At 56.1% G+C, this 15900-nt stretch carries 11 protein-coding genes and 1 tRNA gene; 7 read left to right on the top strand and 5 right to left on the bottom strand.

The genetic code is table 11. The features are described from left to right. The first annotated feature begins 33 nt into the window (after window positions 1-33). The 3 genes from GOW98_RS26185 (at window position 34) to GOW98_RS06255 (ending at window position 3667) form a co-directional block, all read left to right on the top strand. Complete coding sequence (locus GOW98_RS26185; protein WP_170330202.1) at window positions 34-1461, top strand: pentapeptide repeat-containing protein; 1428 nt, start codon at window positions 34-36, stop codon at window positions 1459-1461. 714 nt (window positions 1462-2175) lie between these two features. Then, window positions 2176-3105 carry a hypothetical protein gene (locus GOW98_RS06260; RefSeq protein ID WP_170330201.1) on the top strand — a complete coding sequence of 310 codons (930 nt, stop codon included), beginning with the start codon at window positions 2176-2178 and terminating at the stop codon, window positions 3103-3105. A 440-nt stretch (window positions 3106-3545) separates the two neighbouring features. After that, window positions 3546-3667 (top strand) — tRNA-OTHER (locus GOW98_RS06255). Window positions 3668-3787: 120 nt separating this feature from the next. On the opposite strand, the gene GOW98_RS06250 is transcribed toward GOW98_RS06255, so the two are convergent. Continuing rightward, on the bottom strand, window positions 3788-5281 hold the full coding sequence (locus GOW98_RS06250; protein ID WP_170330200.1) for a BCCT family transporter: 1494 nt from the start codon (window positions 5279-5281) through the stop codon (window positions 3788-3790). A 407-nt stretch (window positions 5282-5688) separates the two neighbouring features. On the opposite strand from GOW98_RS06250, the gene GOW98_RS06245 reads away from it, so the two are divergent. From GOW98_RS06245 to GOW98_RS06235, 3 genes are all read left to right on the top strand, one after another. Further along, entirely contained in the window at window positions 5689-6657 is a 969-nt protein-coding gene (locus GOW98_RS06245; protein ID WP_170330199.1) for a TAXI family TRAP transporter solute-binding subunit, read from the top strand. A 104-nt stretch (window positions 6658-6761) separates the two neighbouring features. Continuing rightward, window positions 6762-9374: a TRAP transporter permease gene (locus GOW98_RS06240; RefSeq protein WP_170330198.1), complete on the top strand. Its 2613-nt coding sequence runs from the start codon at window positions 6762-6764 to the stop codon at window positions 9372-9374. Further along, window positions 9371-9802, top strand: coding sequence for a universal stress protein (locus GOW98_RS06235; RefSeq protein WP_170330197.1), 432 nt, complete (start codon window positions 9371-9373; stop codon window positions 9800-9802). Before GOW98_RS06240 ends, GOW98_RS06235 begins: the two co-directional genes overlap by 4 nt. 2 nt (window positions 9803-9804) lie before the next feature. Here GOW98_RS06235 and GOW98_RS06230 read toward each other — a convergent pair whose 3' ends face one another. From GOW98_RS06230 to GOW98_RS06220, 3 genes are read right to left on the bottom strand one after another with little or no spacing between them, the layout of a single operon-like run. After that, complete coding sequence (locus tag GOW98_RS06230) at window positions 9805-10845, bottom strand: lipocalin-like domain-containing protein (RefSeq protein WP_170330196.1); 1041 nt, start codon at window positions 10843-10845, stop codon at window positions 9805-9807. Then, window positions 10835-13249: an ABC transporter permease gene (locus GOW98_RS06225; protein WP_170330195.1), complete on the bottom strand. Its 2415-nt coding sequence runs from the start codon at window positions 13247-13249 to the stop codon at window positions 10835-10837. Before GOW98_RS06225 ends, GOW98_RS06230 begins: the two co-directional genes overlap by 11 nt. Then, window positions 13246-13893 (bottom strand): ABC transporter ATP-binding protein, encoded by a 648-nt coding sequence (locus GOW98_RS06220; RefSeq protein ID WP_170330194.1) that lies wholly within the window; start codon window positions 13891-13893, stop codon window positions 13246-13248. The genes GOW98_RS06225 and GOW98_RS06220 overlap by 4 nt, the downstream gene beginning before the upstream one ends. A 158-nt stretch (window positions 13894-14051) precedes the next feature. On the opposite strand from GOW98_RS06220, the gene GOW98_RS06215 reads away from it, so the two are divergent. Beyond that, window positions 14052-14486 carry a two pore domain potassium channel family protein gene (locus GOW98_RS06215; RefSeq protein ID WP_170330193.1) on the top strand — a complete coding sequence of 145 codons (435 nt, stop codon included), beginning with the start codon at window positions 14052-14054 and terminating at the stop codon, window positions 14484-14486. On the opposite strand, the gene cls is transcribed toward GOW98_RS06215, so the two are convergent. Continuing rightward, window positions 14483-15895, bottom strand: coding sequence for a cardiolipin synthase (gene cls, locus GOW98_RS06210; RefSeq protein ID WP_170330192.1), 1413 nt, complete (start codon window positions 15893-15895; stop codon window positions 14483-14485). The two genes, GOW98_RS06215 and cls, sit on opposite strands and share 4 nt — an antisense overlap. Window positions 15896-15900 lie beyond the last annotated feature (5 nt).

Genomic DNA, 15900 nt, shown 5'->3' with positions numbered 1-15900 from the left:
ACCTTACTTTGGTCGCCGGGAGGGAGGTAGTTAGTGGAAAACCCCGTTGTTGTGTTGGTTCATGGGATACGCACAGCAGCGCGTTGGCAGTCTAGAATTGCCTCGATATTTTCGGAGAAATTTGAATGCTCAGTAATTCCATTAAAGTATGGTTATTTCGACCTAATTAGGTTTCTTCTTCCGCTTTCATGGTTGCGTGGCCAACCCGTGCGTTACTTAGAAAAGCAGATTAGATCGGTAATTGCAGACTATCCTGATCGGCCACTTATTTTGATAGCACATAGCTTCGGGACGTATGCAATCACGCGAGTACTACTTGAGAATCCAGATATCAGACTATCCCGCTTAATTCTCTGTGGAGCTGTTGTACCAAAAAGCTTCGACTGGCCAAGGATATCTCAGCAAATAGATGCCACAGAAACACGCAAGGGCATCGTTAACGAATGCGGGACACTTGACGTGTGGCCTGTAATGGCTCAGTCGATGACATGGGGATACGGCGCGTCCGGAACATTCGGCGTTGGATCGGCGCAGGTGTCGGATCGTTTCCATCGAATAGGTCACAGTGAGTTCTTTGAGTCAGACTTCGTCGAAAGATTCTGGGTCAGTTTTTTACAAGACGACGTGATCTTACCAGGTCCTGCAGATGCCAAGGAAGTTTCGGTATCTGTGAAGTTTCAGCTCCTTCAGTTTCCAATTCGGTACTTGATCGCCTTGTCTTTCGTAGCCTTGGGGTTTCTTGCCTTGGAACAAGTTAACTTCGATGGAGATGCACAAAGGCTTCAGAAGAAAATCTCAAGTGAGATTGGGAACGGTGAGTACTTGGCTGCGAAAGCGCGACTGGAAGAGTTGGATTCACTGATGTTGGTTCAGGAAAAACCAGAAAAGGAAAAGTTAAACTACTGGCTAGCTGATCAATTTCTGCGAATTGGAGGTAAGAGTAGCTTTGACTACCACGACATGCGTCTACTCAACCGAGAAGTGCTTAAGGTACTGAAAGCCCATTCGTCAGGAGTGCTGAGAGAATACTTCAGTGAACATTCTCTTTCAGGTCTCGACTTGCCATTCATGGATTTTTCTAATTTGACCATCAGAAGTATAAGCTTTGAAGATTCGTTTTTAGTAGGTGCGTACTTTGATGATGCAGAATTGGCTTCTGTAGATTTTTCTAAAGCAAGACTCCGCTATGCCACCTTTTACGACGCGAACCTTAAGAACGTGGATTTCAGCCATTCCGATTGGTACAATGCAATCGGAATTCGTTTTGAACAGCTATCTATAGCGGAACTGAAAAAATTTGATCCTTGTCCGATTAACCTCAAAGCGTTTCAAGCAAGGCACGATGAAATCTATTCTCTAAGCTTCTCAGGTTTGCCAGATCCGCAGCGCACCGAACTATTAGATCATTGGCAGGAAATTATGAAGCCAGGGGCAATCTGCGACAGACTTGGGGCGTTGTAAAACTACTAATTGTGAAGAGTAATACTTCGTTTCTGCTTCTGTGCCAGAGCGCGATCAACATTTTTCAACAAGTTAGGTTGCAGTCTACACGGCTGCATCTGATTGATACCAAAATAATAATTAGGTAAAAAATGAAAACTGAATTGACGCCTGAGTGCACCTCAGCGGAATCAGAGCCACCCAAAGCCACACCAGACTCCCCACCTATCACTCAACGCCTAACCCCTCTCAGCGAGTCTCTAAGGGCTTCTCTGGATGCACTGCCAGATGACGCTTTGTCGATCCTTGGCCCTGAACTTTTCGGCCAAGCCAACAAGGAACTGAACAGGTGGCCTCAGAACCGAGAGTCCAACAAACGATCCGGCATGTTGTGCAACGTCATTGATGGCTACATGCGGTTCTTCTACCGCGACGAGAAGATTAGGGCGCGGCACATGTATCAGAACATTGTCGGGCTGGTTTACCCTTGCTCTAAGACGGACGCGGAGAAGCGGCGATTGGGCCAAGCGTTTGAGGATGGTTTAGAGAGTGGGGTCTTAGAGTTTTTGGCGAGTGTGCCGGGGGAGGACTTGGAGTTGTACGAGGATACCTTGAGTAACCTGGGGTGACAAATTGATCGGTAGGTTCAACCTTGCGAACAAAAGCAGGTTTTGCTTTTTGGTTTGCGGAGTTTGTCCAATACTGCTGACTCATCTTGAAGAGACAAAAACAATCATGCCATCTGTCAATCAATACTGGCCTATCTACCGAAGGCTTGAACAAAGTGTAGACAACTTAACCCACAGCATCCACGTGTGTGATGATCAATTGGACGTATATTCGTCCGAAATTGCCGATTTGATCATTCGCATTGGGGCTGAAATAGAGGCAATATCAAAGTCTATATACCGCAGGGACTTCGATGAGCACGTGGCGGCCAATTCAAAATTTGATGATGTAGCGATCAAGCGATTTGTTAGAGATTGGAAACTAGATAAGAAGGTCGCAATTCTGTCCCATCCCAACTGTTTTTGCAGCGAGAAACTTTACCTCCCTTTTGTCAAGGATACGATTAGAACCGGAAAGCAAACAAAAACGTTCTCATGGAACAACGCGTACCAAAATCTCAAACACAATCGAGAGGAAGCGTTCCATTTTGCCAGTTTGCGTCATCTGTTGGCTGGAATGGCTGCTTTGTACATCCTCAACCTCTACCACCGAGATGAGGTGATCGACCTAGAAGATGATCATAGTGCGGTTAGGCTTGACCCCGGACAGGGTTCTGAACTTTTTTCCGTTCAATTTTCAACCGCAGCTTACTGGGATGGAAGTCATGTAAGACAACCAAAAGAGGACTTTTCTCAGTCCGTTTACTTCATTGATCAAGAACCCGAATACGCGGAACAGATGAGGGAAGCTCTCGATAAGTTCAACGAAGCATACCAAAAAGAGATTATGACTTCGCCGGAGGTTTTGGAAGCTATGAGACTCTTTACTCCTGAAAAGGCCAAGAACCCAAATTGGCTCCGAGAGTCTATTTCAAACAAAACTTACATGGCGTGTGCTCAACGAGCTCAACGCATAGCACCAATGCCTAAACTGACTGCTAAATATCAAGCATATATTAATCGCCATCAGGTACTCGACACACCGAGTCCAGGCTGACCCGATTGAGTGAGCTCCTGCGCAAATTCACATGTCTGCTCGTTCATTTGGTATGGGGCTCTATTCAGTTGTTCGATGCTCGATACCAAGGAGGGTCCTTCCACAAACCCTCCCAAAACCTACAGTGGCCAAAGGGAAACTCAAGTCCACTGTTCGGTTGTAGCCTCGGTAGTTCGACGCTTCTTCCAGTTCAACTTGCCATTCCTCAAGCTGAGTCAATCTGACTCACCCTTACATGTACGGGTTGACCACCCGGATTCTGTTACAGTAAGGGTGATACTCGAACCATCTTCGGTGGTTTGCGAAGTGACCATTTGGTTTCCTCAAGTTTTGTCAATGAGTTACATGGCGAAGGGGATAAAAATTCCTTTAGTGACGCCCTAGGTAACAATAGGTGGCAAGGTGACAGAAAAAGGTGTTGATTGGGCTTAGGGTTTAAGGCGTAAGAAACTGGAAACGCTAGATATTTCCCGAGCTCTAAAATTAACCCCGACCGAGAGAAAGAGATTCAAAATCCCCCGATGGCAACATCGTGAGAGTTCGAGTCTCTCCTTGGGCACCACCTCCAAAAATGACGTTCAGACGCGGTATGTTTACCGATTGCGTCGAAGGCTCAGCCAGATCAGAAACCCGATATAGGCAAAAACGCTGAGGTTCAGCAGGGTGTCGATGAAGTCGCCACTCATGTTCTGTCCTCTCGCGCAAGGCTTTTGAACAGGCAGATCACGAGGACCGGTACGATGAACACGAAGGCCATGGCCGACAGTGCGATGATCGACCTGACCAATGAAATATCTCCCACCAGTATCATGGCTAAGCCCAACGCGCCCAGAATCACCCCCCAGACCGTTCGAACCTTGGGGGACGGATTGTCGTCGCCGCCCGTTCCAATCATTGCCAGGGTGAACCCGGCGCTGACGACGCTGGTTACGACAAACAGAAACGCAGCCAGAATTGTTGCAGTTTGTGTCAGACCACCAAGTGGGAACTTGGCAAGCAGGGCGAAGGTTGTTGCGTCAAGATTCTCGGCATTGACGGCGGACAGGGCACCTTCCTGCCGCAGCGCATCGAAGAAACCCAACCCACCAAAGATACCGAACCACAGGATCGAGAACAGGGTTGGGGCGACGATGACACCGATCAGGAACTCTCGGATGGTACGCCCGCGCGAGATGCGTGCGATGAAGATGCCCACAAAGGGAGACCAGGCCAGCCACCAGATCATGTAATTCAGTGTCCAACCGTGAAACCAGTCGATGAGGATGTCGTCAAAAAACTCTGCCGTGGAAAACCCGGCGGGCAGAACGCCAAACAGATACCGCCCGAAACCCGAGACAATGTCATTCATCAGAAACGAGGTTGGGCCGAGGATCAGGAGGTAAACCATCATCCCGACGGCTATCAGCATGGCGGCATTGGACAAAAGGGACATCCCTTCACCAAGGTCCCGCCGCAGGGGGATGATGAACGCAATGCAGAGTGCAGCAAACACAGGCATCGTCAGAACTCCGGGCGTTTCAACCCCGATCAGACCCGCCAGTCCGGTCTGTATCTGAAACACGCCCATCGCCATCGATCCCGCCAGACCCACGGCAATAGCAACGATAGACAGCAGATCGAACATCCACCCCATGGCCTTGATCCAGCGCGCTTCGCCCAGCGCCTCGGTCAGCGGGGCGCTCAGCAGCAAGGTGCGGTGTCGGCGATAGGCGAAATAGGCGATGACCAGCCCGACGATTGCGTAGATCGCCCAGGCGTGGAAGCCCCAGTTCAGATAGGTAACGAACAGGCCGTAGCTGGCAGCCTCAGCGTCGGGGTTAAACTGGCGCAGAACTTCGAAATGGGTCAGAGGTTCGGCCACGCCATAGAACAGCAAACCGACACCCATCCCGGCGGCGAACAGCATGGCAATCCAACTGGGCGTAGAGAATTCGGGCTCAGCGTCATTCGGGCCAAGGCGGATGTCGCCAAAGCGTGACAAGGCAAGGTACAGCGCCACAAAAAGCAGGCCGCTGACCTCTAACATGATGAACCAGCCGCGGCTGCTGAACTGTGTTGCCACGGCTTCTGATGCAAGTCGTCCCAACCCCTGCGGGTCGGCAATACCCCAGGCCGCAATCGCTGCGCTTATCGCAAGGGCGATGACAAGCAACGGGCTGGGCGACGGGCGCTTCATCACGGGTCCTTTTAGATGATGTCGGCGCAAATCCCTTTGTAGACCGACGGTTACCAGTGGTTGTGAAAATTTGGTCAAGACTAATGGCCCACGTGCAAACATTCAAAAGAATTGTTGCGTCACCCGTCCGCCGGCCTTCAACACAATGCGGATTTCCCGGTGATCTCTTCGAGATTCAGGGGGAAACTTTGAAAATAACCCTCAGATTTGCGACTTGGGGCGCTGTAGCCCGGACCGGGGGTTGACAAGTTGAGTGTCTGAATGAAACGTCGAAGATGTTGGGAGATTTTGGAATTTCAGACGCTTGAGCCTGTTGCATGACGGGCGCGCTTGGCGTACCGGCAGGGTCCCTGGGTGGGGCCGCCGGGCGGTTTCCCATCCACAAAAAGAATTGGGAGTTCTCAAAAATGAAAAACAGCAGCAAGCTCAGCCTCGGCGCGGTCGTCACCGCAGCCCTTATGGCTCCGGCAGCGTATGCAGAGGAATTCATCACCATCGGCACCGGCGGTGTGACCGGTGTGTACTATCCGACCGGTGGCGCGATCTGCCGTCTGGTTAACAAGGGCCGTAAAGAGCACGGCGTGCGCTGTTCGGTCGAGTCGACCGGCGGTTCCGTCTACAACATCAACACCATCCGCGAAGGCGAGCTGGAGTTCGGTGTGGCGCAGTCCGACTGGCAGTACCATGCGTTTAACGGTACCTCGAAATTCGAAGAGGCCGGCCCTTTCGAAAACCTGCGCGCGGTCTTCTCGGTACACCCCGAGCCGTTCACCGTTGTGGCCCGTGCCGATTCCGGCATCAGTAGCTTTGAGGACCTCAAAGGCAAGCGCGTGAACATCGGTAACCCCGGTTCCGGTCAGCGCGGCACCATGGACGTTGTTCTGGAAGCGATGGGTTGGACCATCGATGATTTCGAACTGGCGTCCGAGCTGAAAGCGGCTGAGCAGTCGGCTGCTCTGTGCGACAACCAGATCGATGCGATGATCTACACTGTGGGTCACCCGTCGGGTTCGATCCAGGAAGCCACCACCGCATGTGACTCGGTTCTGGTGAACGTGACCGGTGACGCGATCAGCGGACTGATCGACGGCAACTCGTACTACCGCACCGCGACCATTCCGGGCGGCATGTATCGTGGGTCTGACGGCGACACCACTACCTTCGGTGTGGGCGCGACCTTTGTGACCTCGGCGGACGTGTCGGAAGACGCGGTTTACGCGGTTGTCAGCTCGGTCTTCGAAAACTTCGACGACTTCAAAAAGCTGCACCCTGCGTTTGCAAATCTGAAGCCGGAAGAAATGATCGCGGACGGCCTGTCGGCACCGCTGCATCCGGGTGCCGAGAAGTACTACAAAGAAAAAGGCTGGCTACAGTAAGCTTGACCTGAAGCAGGGTGCCTTCGGGCGCCCTGCCACCCAAGCCCGGTTTGAACGGGCGGTGAATAAGGCCAAAAAAGGCCGCCTGACGGGGAGACATCTTTATGAGTTCCGACACACAATCCAACCGACCGCTATCCGAAGAAGAGCTACAGGAGCTTGTAGCCTCCTCCGATGCGGGCGGGCGAAACCCGGTCGGTAATGTCGGGATTTTTCTAGCCGTAGTGGCCGCGCTCTGGTCAGTGTTTCAGGTGGTGCTGGCCTCGCCGGTCTCCAACGTTGTGCTGCCGGGCAGCGTCGTGAACAACTCGCGCCAGATCCATTTGGCCTTTGCGATGTTCCTGGCCTTTGCGGCGTATCCTGCGCTGAAATCTAGCCCTCGGAATTACATCCCCGTTCAGGACTGGATCATGGGTGCGCTTGGCGCCTTTGTGGCGCTGTACGGGTATTTCTTCTACGACAAGATCGTGAACGCGGGGGGGCTGGCTGACGACACCGACAAATGGGTCGCGCTGGGTGGTTTGCTGTTGCTGTTCGAGGCCGCGCGCCGTGCGCTTGGCCCAGCCATGGCAATCATCGCAACGATTTTCCTTGCTTATGTCTTCTTCGGTGCATCCGAATGGGTGCCCGAGGTGATCCGCTGGAAAGGCGCAAGCCTGAAAAAGGCCATGAGCCATATGTGGATCACTTCCGAGGGTGTGTTCGGCATCGCCTTGGGTGTTTCAACCAAATTCGTATTCTTGTTCGTTCTGTTCGGGGCGTTGCTGGATAAGGCCGGGGCGGGGAACTACTTCATCAAGATGGCCTTTGGCGCTTTGGGTCACCTGCGGGGTGGCCCGGCCAAGGCCGCGGTTGTCGGCTCGGCGGCGACCGGTCTGATCTCAGGCTCGTCGATTGCCAACGTTGTAACCACCGGTACCTTCACCATTCCACTGATGAAACGCGTCGGGTTCAGCAGTGAACAGGCGGGATCGGTCGAGGTCGCCTCATCCGTGAACGGTCAGATCATGCCGCCGGTGATGGGTGCTGCGGCCTTCCTGATGGTGGAATATGTGGGCATCTCTTACGTTGAGGTGATTACCCACGCCTTCCTGCCAGCCGCGATTTCCTACATCGCGCTGGTCTATATCGTGCACCTTGAAGCCGTGAAGCGGAACATGCCGACGCTCGGCAACCGCGAGGTACATCTGGCGCGCACCGTTGTTGGGATGCTGTCATTCTTCCTCGTGTTCGCAGGTCTGTGCTACGGCTCGCAATTCCCGGTCGAGGCGGTCACCAGCTGGGCGCCATCCTCTGCGGGCCTGATCCTGAGCCTGATCGTCTGTGCGGTCTACGTGGCGCTGCTGTATCTGGCCGCGCAGGTGCCGGATCTTGAGCCGGATGACCCGAATGCCAAAGAGGTGGAACTGCCGGTTATCGCAGAGATCTACAAAGCGGGTCTGCACTATCTGCTGCCGATCATCGTTCTGGTCTACTTCCTGATGATCGAGCAGAAGTCGCCGGGTCTGTCGGCCTTCTGGGCAACGGCGCTGTTGTTCGTGATCCTGCTGACGCAAAAGCCTCTCAAGGCGCTGTTCCGTGGGCAGAGCAATCTGAATGATAACTTCATCGATGGGGTCGCCGACCTGTGGCAGGGCCTGATTGATGGCGCGCGCAACATGATCGGGATCGCTTTGGCCACGGCCACTGCGGGGGTGATCGTGGGCACCGTAACCCTGACCGGTGTCGGGCAGGTCATGGCCGATCTGGTCGAGTTCCTGTCGGGCGGCAACCTGATCCTGATGCTGGTGATGGTTGGCCTGCTCAGCCTGATCCTCGGTATGGGCCTGCCGACTACGGCGAACTATATCGTGGTCAGCTCGCTGATGGCCGGTGTGGTCGTCGAACTGGGCGCGCAGAGTGGGTTGATCGTGCCGTTGATCGCCGTGCACCTGTTCGTCTTCTACTTTGGGATCATGGCGGATGTGACGCCACCTGTCGGGCTGGCAAGTTTTGCTGCGGCGGCTGTGTCAGGCGGCGATGCGATCAAGACCGGTTTCACAGCGTTCTTCTACAGCCTACGGACCGTCGCTCTGCCGTTTGTGTTCATCTTCAACACTGACCTGTTGTTGATTGATGTAACCTGGGTCGAGGGAATAATAGTTGCGATATTTGCAACAATAGCGATCCTTGTCTTCACAGCGGGAACAATGGGTTATTTCGTAACCCATAGCCGTATCTATGAAAGCATCGCTCTGATCGCCGTTGCTTTCGCCTTGTTCCGACCGGACTACTTCATGGATCGCATCGCGCCGCCATACACGTCCGTTGAGCCAGCAGCCTTTGTTGAGACCATTGGGCAAACGCCACCAGGCTCCGAGGTGCGTCTGGTTGTCAGCGGCCCGGATTTTGACACGCTCGAGATGACGGACACGACTGTCGTCGTGACCGTTGGTAATGAAGAGGGTGGCGAAGCGCGGGTCGATGCCATGGGTTTGTTGCTGTTGGAAGAGGACGGTCTGATCAAACTGGAAGAACCGATGTTCGGCACGCCTGTCGCGGATGAGCTGGATATGTTCGATTACTACGGCGACGAGGCCGTGCGCCTGTCCTCGGTCAGCCTTCCGTCCAGTCAGCCTCCCAAACAGCTGATCTATATCCCGGCAATGATTCTGCTGGGTCTGATTGCCTTCCTGCAACGCGGCCGTGCTGCCAGACAAGAAGAGGTGACCGCATGACAAACTCTGTTCTCTGCGCCGTCGATATCAGCAATGGCGATCTGGATGTGAACGTCCTGAAAACAGCGGCGGCTTTGGCCGATCAGGACAACGCCCAGCTGGATGTGGTGACTGTCCTGCCTGATTTTGGCGAAAGCTGGGTGTCGGGTTTCTTTCAGGCCGACTTCCACGAAAAGGCGTTAGAAGAGGCTCAGGTCAAACTGTCTGAATTGTGCATCTCGGCCCTTGGGGACGAGCGGAACGCCAAGATTCGCCACGTGGTCGCAACCGGGACGGCGTATCAGGAAATTCTGAAGACCGCCGAAAGTGCGGGCAGTGATCTGATCGTGATCGGCGCGCATAAGCCGGACCTCAAGGACTATCTGCTGGGGCCGAACGCGGCGCGGGTTGTGCGCCACTCGACCGTGTCGGTCTACGTCGTACGCTAGGGTCAGTACCCCGTCATCTCAAGGTATCCGCGCCCTTGGTGGCTACCGGAGACGATGACGGGGCCTTCCCAATACTCAAAGCTTGTGCCCATCCACGCGCCGTGGGTGATGGCCGAGACTTCGACGTCCAAGTCTCGGTCCGGCAAGATCACCTGCCATTGGACGGGCACGTCCCGGTCCGCTACGCGCGCAGTGTCCAGTGGTGTAAAGGAAACCGATCCATCCGGCAGGGCCGTCTCGGTTCCGTCCCGCGCGATCCATGTGGCCGCCGTGAAATCTCCGCGTTCGCCGCGCAGGCGGAAGGCCATCAGCTTGTCTCCGTCATCAAAGCTGAGCGAGAACCAATCCCAGCCGCTCTGATCTGACGCCAGTGGTTGCGAGGACCACTCGCGGTCCAGCCAGCCTTGACCGGTGACGGCAACATCGCCCTCGGGTAGGTGCAGCACGCCTTCGACCGTGTAGAAGGGCTGAGAATAATAATAGCTTGCTTGTCCATCCGCGGATTTGACCGAGTATCCGTCGTCACCATGAAATACCAGCGGGCCTTGGGCGTTCAGACTTAGGTCATAGCCAAACTCTGCACCGCTGGCCGAAAGAGTCACCGTGCTAGGGTCCGCTCCTCGCATGTGCCATTCGTCGATCCAGGCCTTGAAGGGGGAGGCAGTTACGCCGGCCTGACCGATCCCGCCGCGCGACAGACGTTCTGCGAAATAGTGCGATTCAGGCGTGGTTACGGCGGCGTGACCCATCCATAGTTGCGGGCTTTGCCAGCCTTCGGCCTCAAACGGTTTCAGCGCGGATCGAAATAGGGTCCACTGAATACCGTACTCGCGCCCATCCTCACCGATCAAGTTGGCCGTCAGGTACCACCATTCGATCCGAAAGCCGGGATGCGGGCCGTGATCGCGGGGGAATTCAAACTGATATCCGGTTTGCGGGATGTCAAACCCGTCAGCCGAGCCACCAAGCCCGGCATAACCCTGCGCGTGCAGGGCGTAGGGGAGCAGTAGGAACAGAGCACACAGCCAGGCTTTAACGTTCATTGGCAAAAACCCTCAGCAAATCGGCAGGCGGCAGACGCAACAGGCGCAACGCGGGCAGGGCGGCGGCGACAAAGGCGGCCAGCAGGGTCAGGGCGAAGAGATAGGCCCAATCTGTAGGGAACAGATACATCGGCAGCCGCCAGCCAAAGGCCTGCACATTGATCACAGCCAACAGAGCCCAGGCCAGAACTAAACCCAGTGGCAAAGCCAGTACCGCGGTCAGCGCGGCTAGCAGCACACTACGCAAAAGCTCCAGCTGCGCGAGTCGCGCTCGGGTCAGCCCCAGCGCCCAGACCGGCGCAATCTGCGGCAAGCGCTGAGTCCAAAGAGTCAGCAGGCTAGTCAGGATGGCGAACCCGGCGACGCCCAGGGTCAGGATGTTCAACGCCGATGTTACAACAAAAGTCTTTTCAAAGATTGCCAGAGATTGCGCTTTCATCGCCGCCTGCTGCACAACGGCCTGGCGGGGCAAGTCAAATTGGTCACGCAGAGCTTGTGCCATATCGGTCGCGCGCTCAGGTGCAATACGGATACCAAACCGGCGATTGCCGGCCCCCGGCGCGATCTGGTCCAATTGAGGCATCGACACGATTGCCTGACCGGTTGGGTTTCCGTAATCCGAATAGACGCCCGCTATGGTCAGGGTATGATCCTCTCTGAGGGTCAGCGCGTCTCCGGGCCACAGGTTCGCACGACGGGCGAGTTGTTCGTTGATCAGAGCGGCCTCTCCTGCGTGAAGGCGATCCCATACACCTTCCGACGACGCGATGATCGGCCAGTGATCGCGATAGGTTTGGTGGTCCACGATCCCGTATAAAAAGAGCGGCCCCGTTTCATGTGCCAGTTCAACGCTGCGGATCGGCAGCACTGCGTCCACTTGCGGGCTCAGCCATCGCGCTATCTGTTGGCCTTGCTGGTTGTCGGCGGCCGTCAAATAAAGCTCAGAGGTTAGGCGCTGATCCAGCCAGCCGGTGAAGGTCAACCGAAAGCTGGACACCATTGTTCCGACGCCGATATTTGCCGCCAAGGCCAGCAGCAACGCCATTAGGGCCAGCGACAGGCCGGGCAATTGTGCGCGCATGTCGGCCCAGACCCATTGCGCAATCGGCCCGCTTGCGCCGCGCTGGAACGCTGAAAGGGCCAGCGATAGAAGATAGGGCAGGATCAGAGCGGCTCCGGTCAGGATGCCGCCCACCATAGCAAATCCTGCGATTAACCCATCGAACGCGTATCCGACGGTAAAGCCGCCTGCGATCAGGATCAGCCCGAAAAGCCCACTAGTGCGGTGCCCGATTGCCGAGCCACGCCATGCCTGCAGGCCAGCCCCCGTCAGCAGAGGCATACGCGACAGGCGAAACAGGGCCTGACCGCTGGCCAGAAAAGTGCCAGCCAATGCCATGGCCAGCCCAGCCAGAACCCATTGCGGCTGTAGGTTCATCTGCCCGTCGACCGGTGCACCGTACAGCCCGCGCAGGGTGGCGGCGACATCTGGCAGCAAGGCTCCGGCCAGAAAGAAGCCAAGGATCAGCCCCAACGTGCCGCCGACCAAGGCCAGCAGGGTCAGTTCAGCCATGATCATCCAGACCAGCCGCCGCATCGACACACCAAGCGCCCGCAAGGTGCGGACCATAGCCCGCCGTTGGGCAAAGGCCAGCCCGACGGTGCCGTGCACGATGAACAACCCGACGGCAAAGGACAGCAGGCCAAAGGCCGTCAGGTTCAGGTGAAAGCTGTCCGTCAACTGGGCCGTGTCCAGTCGGGACGAGGCCTCAATACGTTCCAGTTCTGGCGCGATGTCTGCCAGCCGAGGGATGCCGCGCGGCTGATCGGGCAGCACCAGCAGGCGCGAGATCTGGCCGGGTTTCTCCAGCAGCACCTCAGCCACACCGATATCGGTAAGGATCAGGTCGGGCGGCACTGCGTCTGACTGCAAGATCGGGGGAAGGCTGTCTTGTGCTCTGAGCACCTCGGCCAGTTTGGGGGATACCAGCAGACGGCCGGGCGCGGTCAGTATTTCGGCCGGATCAGGGGGCGTTTCGGATTGTTCGATCTGCGTCACGGCGGGAAGGGCAGGGTAGGCCACCATATCGACGCCCATCACTTGCACCGTGCGCCCGTTCAGGCGCAGTGGCCCCTCAAGAATTGCCGCCACCTGCCACCCAGATCGGCGCAGATCGACATAGCGCGCAATCGGGATCGGGCCGGACGGGTTGCGCAATTCGTCATGCAGGCCCAGCGCAAGCTGATCGTTGGCGCGCTGATAACTGGCCCGCGCCTCGGCGTTGATCGCCTGTACGGCTGACCACAACCCCGTGGCCAGAGCAATTCCGATCAGCATGGTGACCAGTTGTAGTTTGTGGCGCCGCCAATGCGACAGCAGGGCCTGTATGACCGCGCCTGTCATGTAATGTGGCCACCGGCCAGATGCGCGTGCTGGTCCAGCCGCCGCGCTATCTCCCGCGAGTGGGTGACCAGCAGAAGGGCGGCCCCGGTATCGGCCACCAGCGCCAGCATCAGGTCCAGTACATTGGCGCTGGCGGTTTCGTCCAGATTGCCGGTGGGTTCATCCGCCAATAGCAGTTTTGGCCGTGCGGCCATGGCGCGTCCGATGGCGACGCGCTGTTGCTGCCCGCCCGAGAGGCTCTCGGGGAAGCGAGCCAGCAAATCGGACAGGCCCAACCGATCGGCCAGTTGCCCGGTCCAATCAGCATCCTCACGGCCTGCCAGTCGGGCGTGGAAAGACAAGTTCTGCGCGACCGTCAGCGAGGGGATCAGGTTAAATTGTTGAAACACCAGCGAAACGCTTTGACGGCGAAGCTCGGCACGCCCGGCGTCATCCAGCGGTGACAAGGTGGTGCCGTCCAACGTGATCTCGCCGCCATCAAAACTGTCCAATGCCGCCGCCAGATTGAGCAGCGTGCTCTTGCCGCTGCCGCTTTCCCCGGTCAGGGCCAACGTCTGCCCCTGGTCGAGGCTCAGCGACACGTCCCGCAAAACCGGACGTCCACCCGGATAGGATTTCTGGACCCTGTCGATCATCAGCAACATGCAAAAACCTCTGACTGTGCCCGCAACAATGTGCGCCGCTGCGTGGCAGAGTCCAGCGCCGAGCCGCATTCGTTTCCATTCGTCGCAGCCTTGTCCTTTGCCGGGTAAGTCGCCATTGTGGTGGAACTTCTTCGGGCCAAAACATGATAAGCGAATTGATGACGTTAACGCAGCAGATCCTTTGGGGCAGCATCTATCTGGGCATCTGTTTTTTGATCGAGATTATCTTTCTGACCTGGTGCACGCAGGTTGTAAGGGTCGCATCTCTGCGATTGGAAAACAGCAAAAGGTTCGTTTCAATCGCTGCCCCGATCTGTATAGCCCTCGTCTTTATCGTCGCGATCCACACGTTTCAGGTATGGCTTTGGGCGATTGTCTGGGTGCTGGGAGACGTGCTGCCCGACTGGAACTCGGCACTGTATTTCTCATTGGTGACGTTTACGACACTGGGCTACGGCGACATCGTTCTTGGGGAGCCGCTGCGCATATTCGGCGCATTTGCATCGGTTACAGGCTTGTTGGCCTTCGGGTTGTCCACCGCCTTTATGGTCGCGCTTATGACCCAGGTCTTCAAAGAAGAACTGATGTCCTAAAGGATCGGTGCGAACAGCCGGGCAAGGGGGGACCCAAACCGGATATAAGCCGGTTGGTCGGGCAGCTTTTTGGTCAGTTCATAGCTTTTCTCAAAATCGGAACGCAGCATCTTGTCTACGGCCTGAGCCGCTCTTGGGTCAAAGAACAGGGCCATTGCTTCGAAGTTCAGGCGGAAAGAGCGGTTGTCCAGATTGGTCGTTCCCACAGCGGCCAGCGTGTCGTCGACCACAAAGGCTTTCTGGTGCATGAAGCCGTCGGTGTATCTAAACACCCGCGCGCCGCAGTCCGTGATTTCATCGAAATAGGCGAAGGCGGCGAGCCAGGGCAGGCGGTGGTCGATCACTTCGGGCACCAGAATGCGCACGTCCACACCGCGCAGGGCGGCGTGTTGCAGTGCGGTCATGATGTCGATGTCAGGCACAAAATAGGGTGAGGCGATCCACAACCTTTCTTTTGCTTCGGTGATGGCGGCAAAGAACATCATCGCGCCTGTCTCGGTGTCATCACCGGGGCCAGTTGCGACGATCAGAGCGTTCATGTCCTGCTCGGATTCCGACCCCGCCCAATCCAGTTGTTCGATCAGGTCTTCTTCATGGGCCCAGTGCCAGTCCTCAGTGAAAATCAGCTGTAACTGCCGTACGACATGACCCGTCATCTTGATATGCGTGTCGCGCCAATGACCGAAATGAGCGTCTTGGCCCAGATACTCCACCCCCACATTATGCCCGCCGATATATCCCGTCTCTCCATCGATGATCACGGTTTTGCGGTGATTTCGGTAGTTGAGTTGAAAGCGGTATTGAGGTCCTCGACGGTCACGCGGATTGGCGATCTCGATCCCAGCGGCCCGCAATTCGTCCAGATAGGCCGTCGGCAAGCCATAGCTGCCCACCGCGTCGGTCATGAAGCGCACCGAGACACCACGTTTCGTTGCGGCGATCAGCTTGTCTTTGAGTTGTTTCCCCAGCGCGTCATCCCGGACGATGTAGAACTGGATCAGAACATAATTCTGCGCGGCATCGATTGCCTGGAAAATGGAGTCAAACGTCGCTTGACCGTCAATCAATAACTCAGCCCCGTTTCCACGTGAAACCGGCAGATGCGCCAGCGTCTCGAACGGGCGGGGGTTGACGGGCATTGAGTCCAGATTTGGTTTTGAGAAATCAGCAAAACTCTTGATGCCTTCAACAACCTTTTCGCTGTGCTTGCGGGCAATGCGGTAGCCCCGGAAGCGATGGTGTCCCAGAAACAAGTATAGAGGCACACCGACAAACGGGGCCGAGATCAAAAGAACCACCCATCCGACGGCCCCCTGTGGTGTGCGGGCGGTTTGCGCCGCCCGTATCGAAAAAACCGCTGCCGTCACGTACAGAAAGAAGACGAACGCGGAAAAAAGAATTGTCCACATGAGGT

Origin of the sequence: Ruegeria arenilitoris, from assembly GCF_013032445.1 — a bacterium.
In the GTDB taxonomy this organism is placed as follows: Bacteria; Pseudomonadota; Alphaproteobacteria; order Rhodobacterales; family Rhodobacteraceae; genus Ruegeria; species Ruegeria arenilitoris_F.
This window is presented reverse-complemented; position numbering and strand designations above follow the sequence as displayed.

What these genes read in the sequence shown, in the direction of transcription:
- GOW98_RS06260 (WP_170330201.1), top strand. Translation starts at nt 2,176, where the DNA reads ATGCCATCTGTCAATCAATACTGGCCTATCTACCGAAGGCTTGAACAA.
- GOW98_RS06250 (WP_170330200.1), bottom strand. Translation starts at nt 5,281, where the DNA reads ATGAAGCGCCCGTCGCCCAGCCCGTTGCTTGTCATCGCCCTTGCGATA.
- GOW98_RS06245 (WP_170330199.1), top strand. Translation starts at nt 5,689, where the DNA reads ATGAAAAACAGCAGCAAGCTCAGCCTCGGCGCGGTCGTCACCGCAGCC.
- GOW98_RS06240 (WP_170330198.1), top strand. Translation starts at nt 6,762, where the DNA reads ATGAGTTCCGACACACAATCCAACCGACCGCTATCCGAAGAAGAGCTA.
- GOW98_RS06235 (WP_170330197.1), top strand. Translation starts at nt 9,371, where the DNA reads ATGACAAACTCTGTTCTCTGCGCCGTCGATATCAGCAATGGCGATCTG.
- GOW98_RS06230 (WP_170330196.1), bottom strand. Translation starts at nt 10,845, where the DNA reads ATGAACGTTAAAGCCTGGCTGTGTGCTCTGTTCCTACTGCTCCCCTAC.
- GOW98_RS06225 (WP_170330195.1), bottom strand. Translation starts at nt 13,249, where the DNA reads ATGACAGGCGCGGTCATACAGGCCCTGCTGTCGCATTGGCGGCGCCAC.
- GOW98_RS06220 (WP_170330194.1), bottom strand. Translation starts at nt 13,893, where the DNA reads ATGTTGCTGATGATCGACAGGGTCCAGAAATCCTATCCGGGTGGACGT.
- GOW98_RS06215 (WP_170330193.1), top strand. Translation starts at nt 14,052, where the DNA reads ATGACGTTAACGCAGCAGATCCTTTGGGGCAGCATCTATCTGGGCATC.
- cls (WP_170330192.1), bottom strand. Translation starts at nt 15,895, where the DNA reads ATGTGGACAATTCTTTTTTCCGCGTTCGTCTTCTTTCTGTACGTGACG.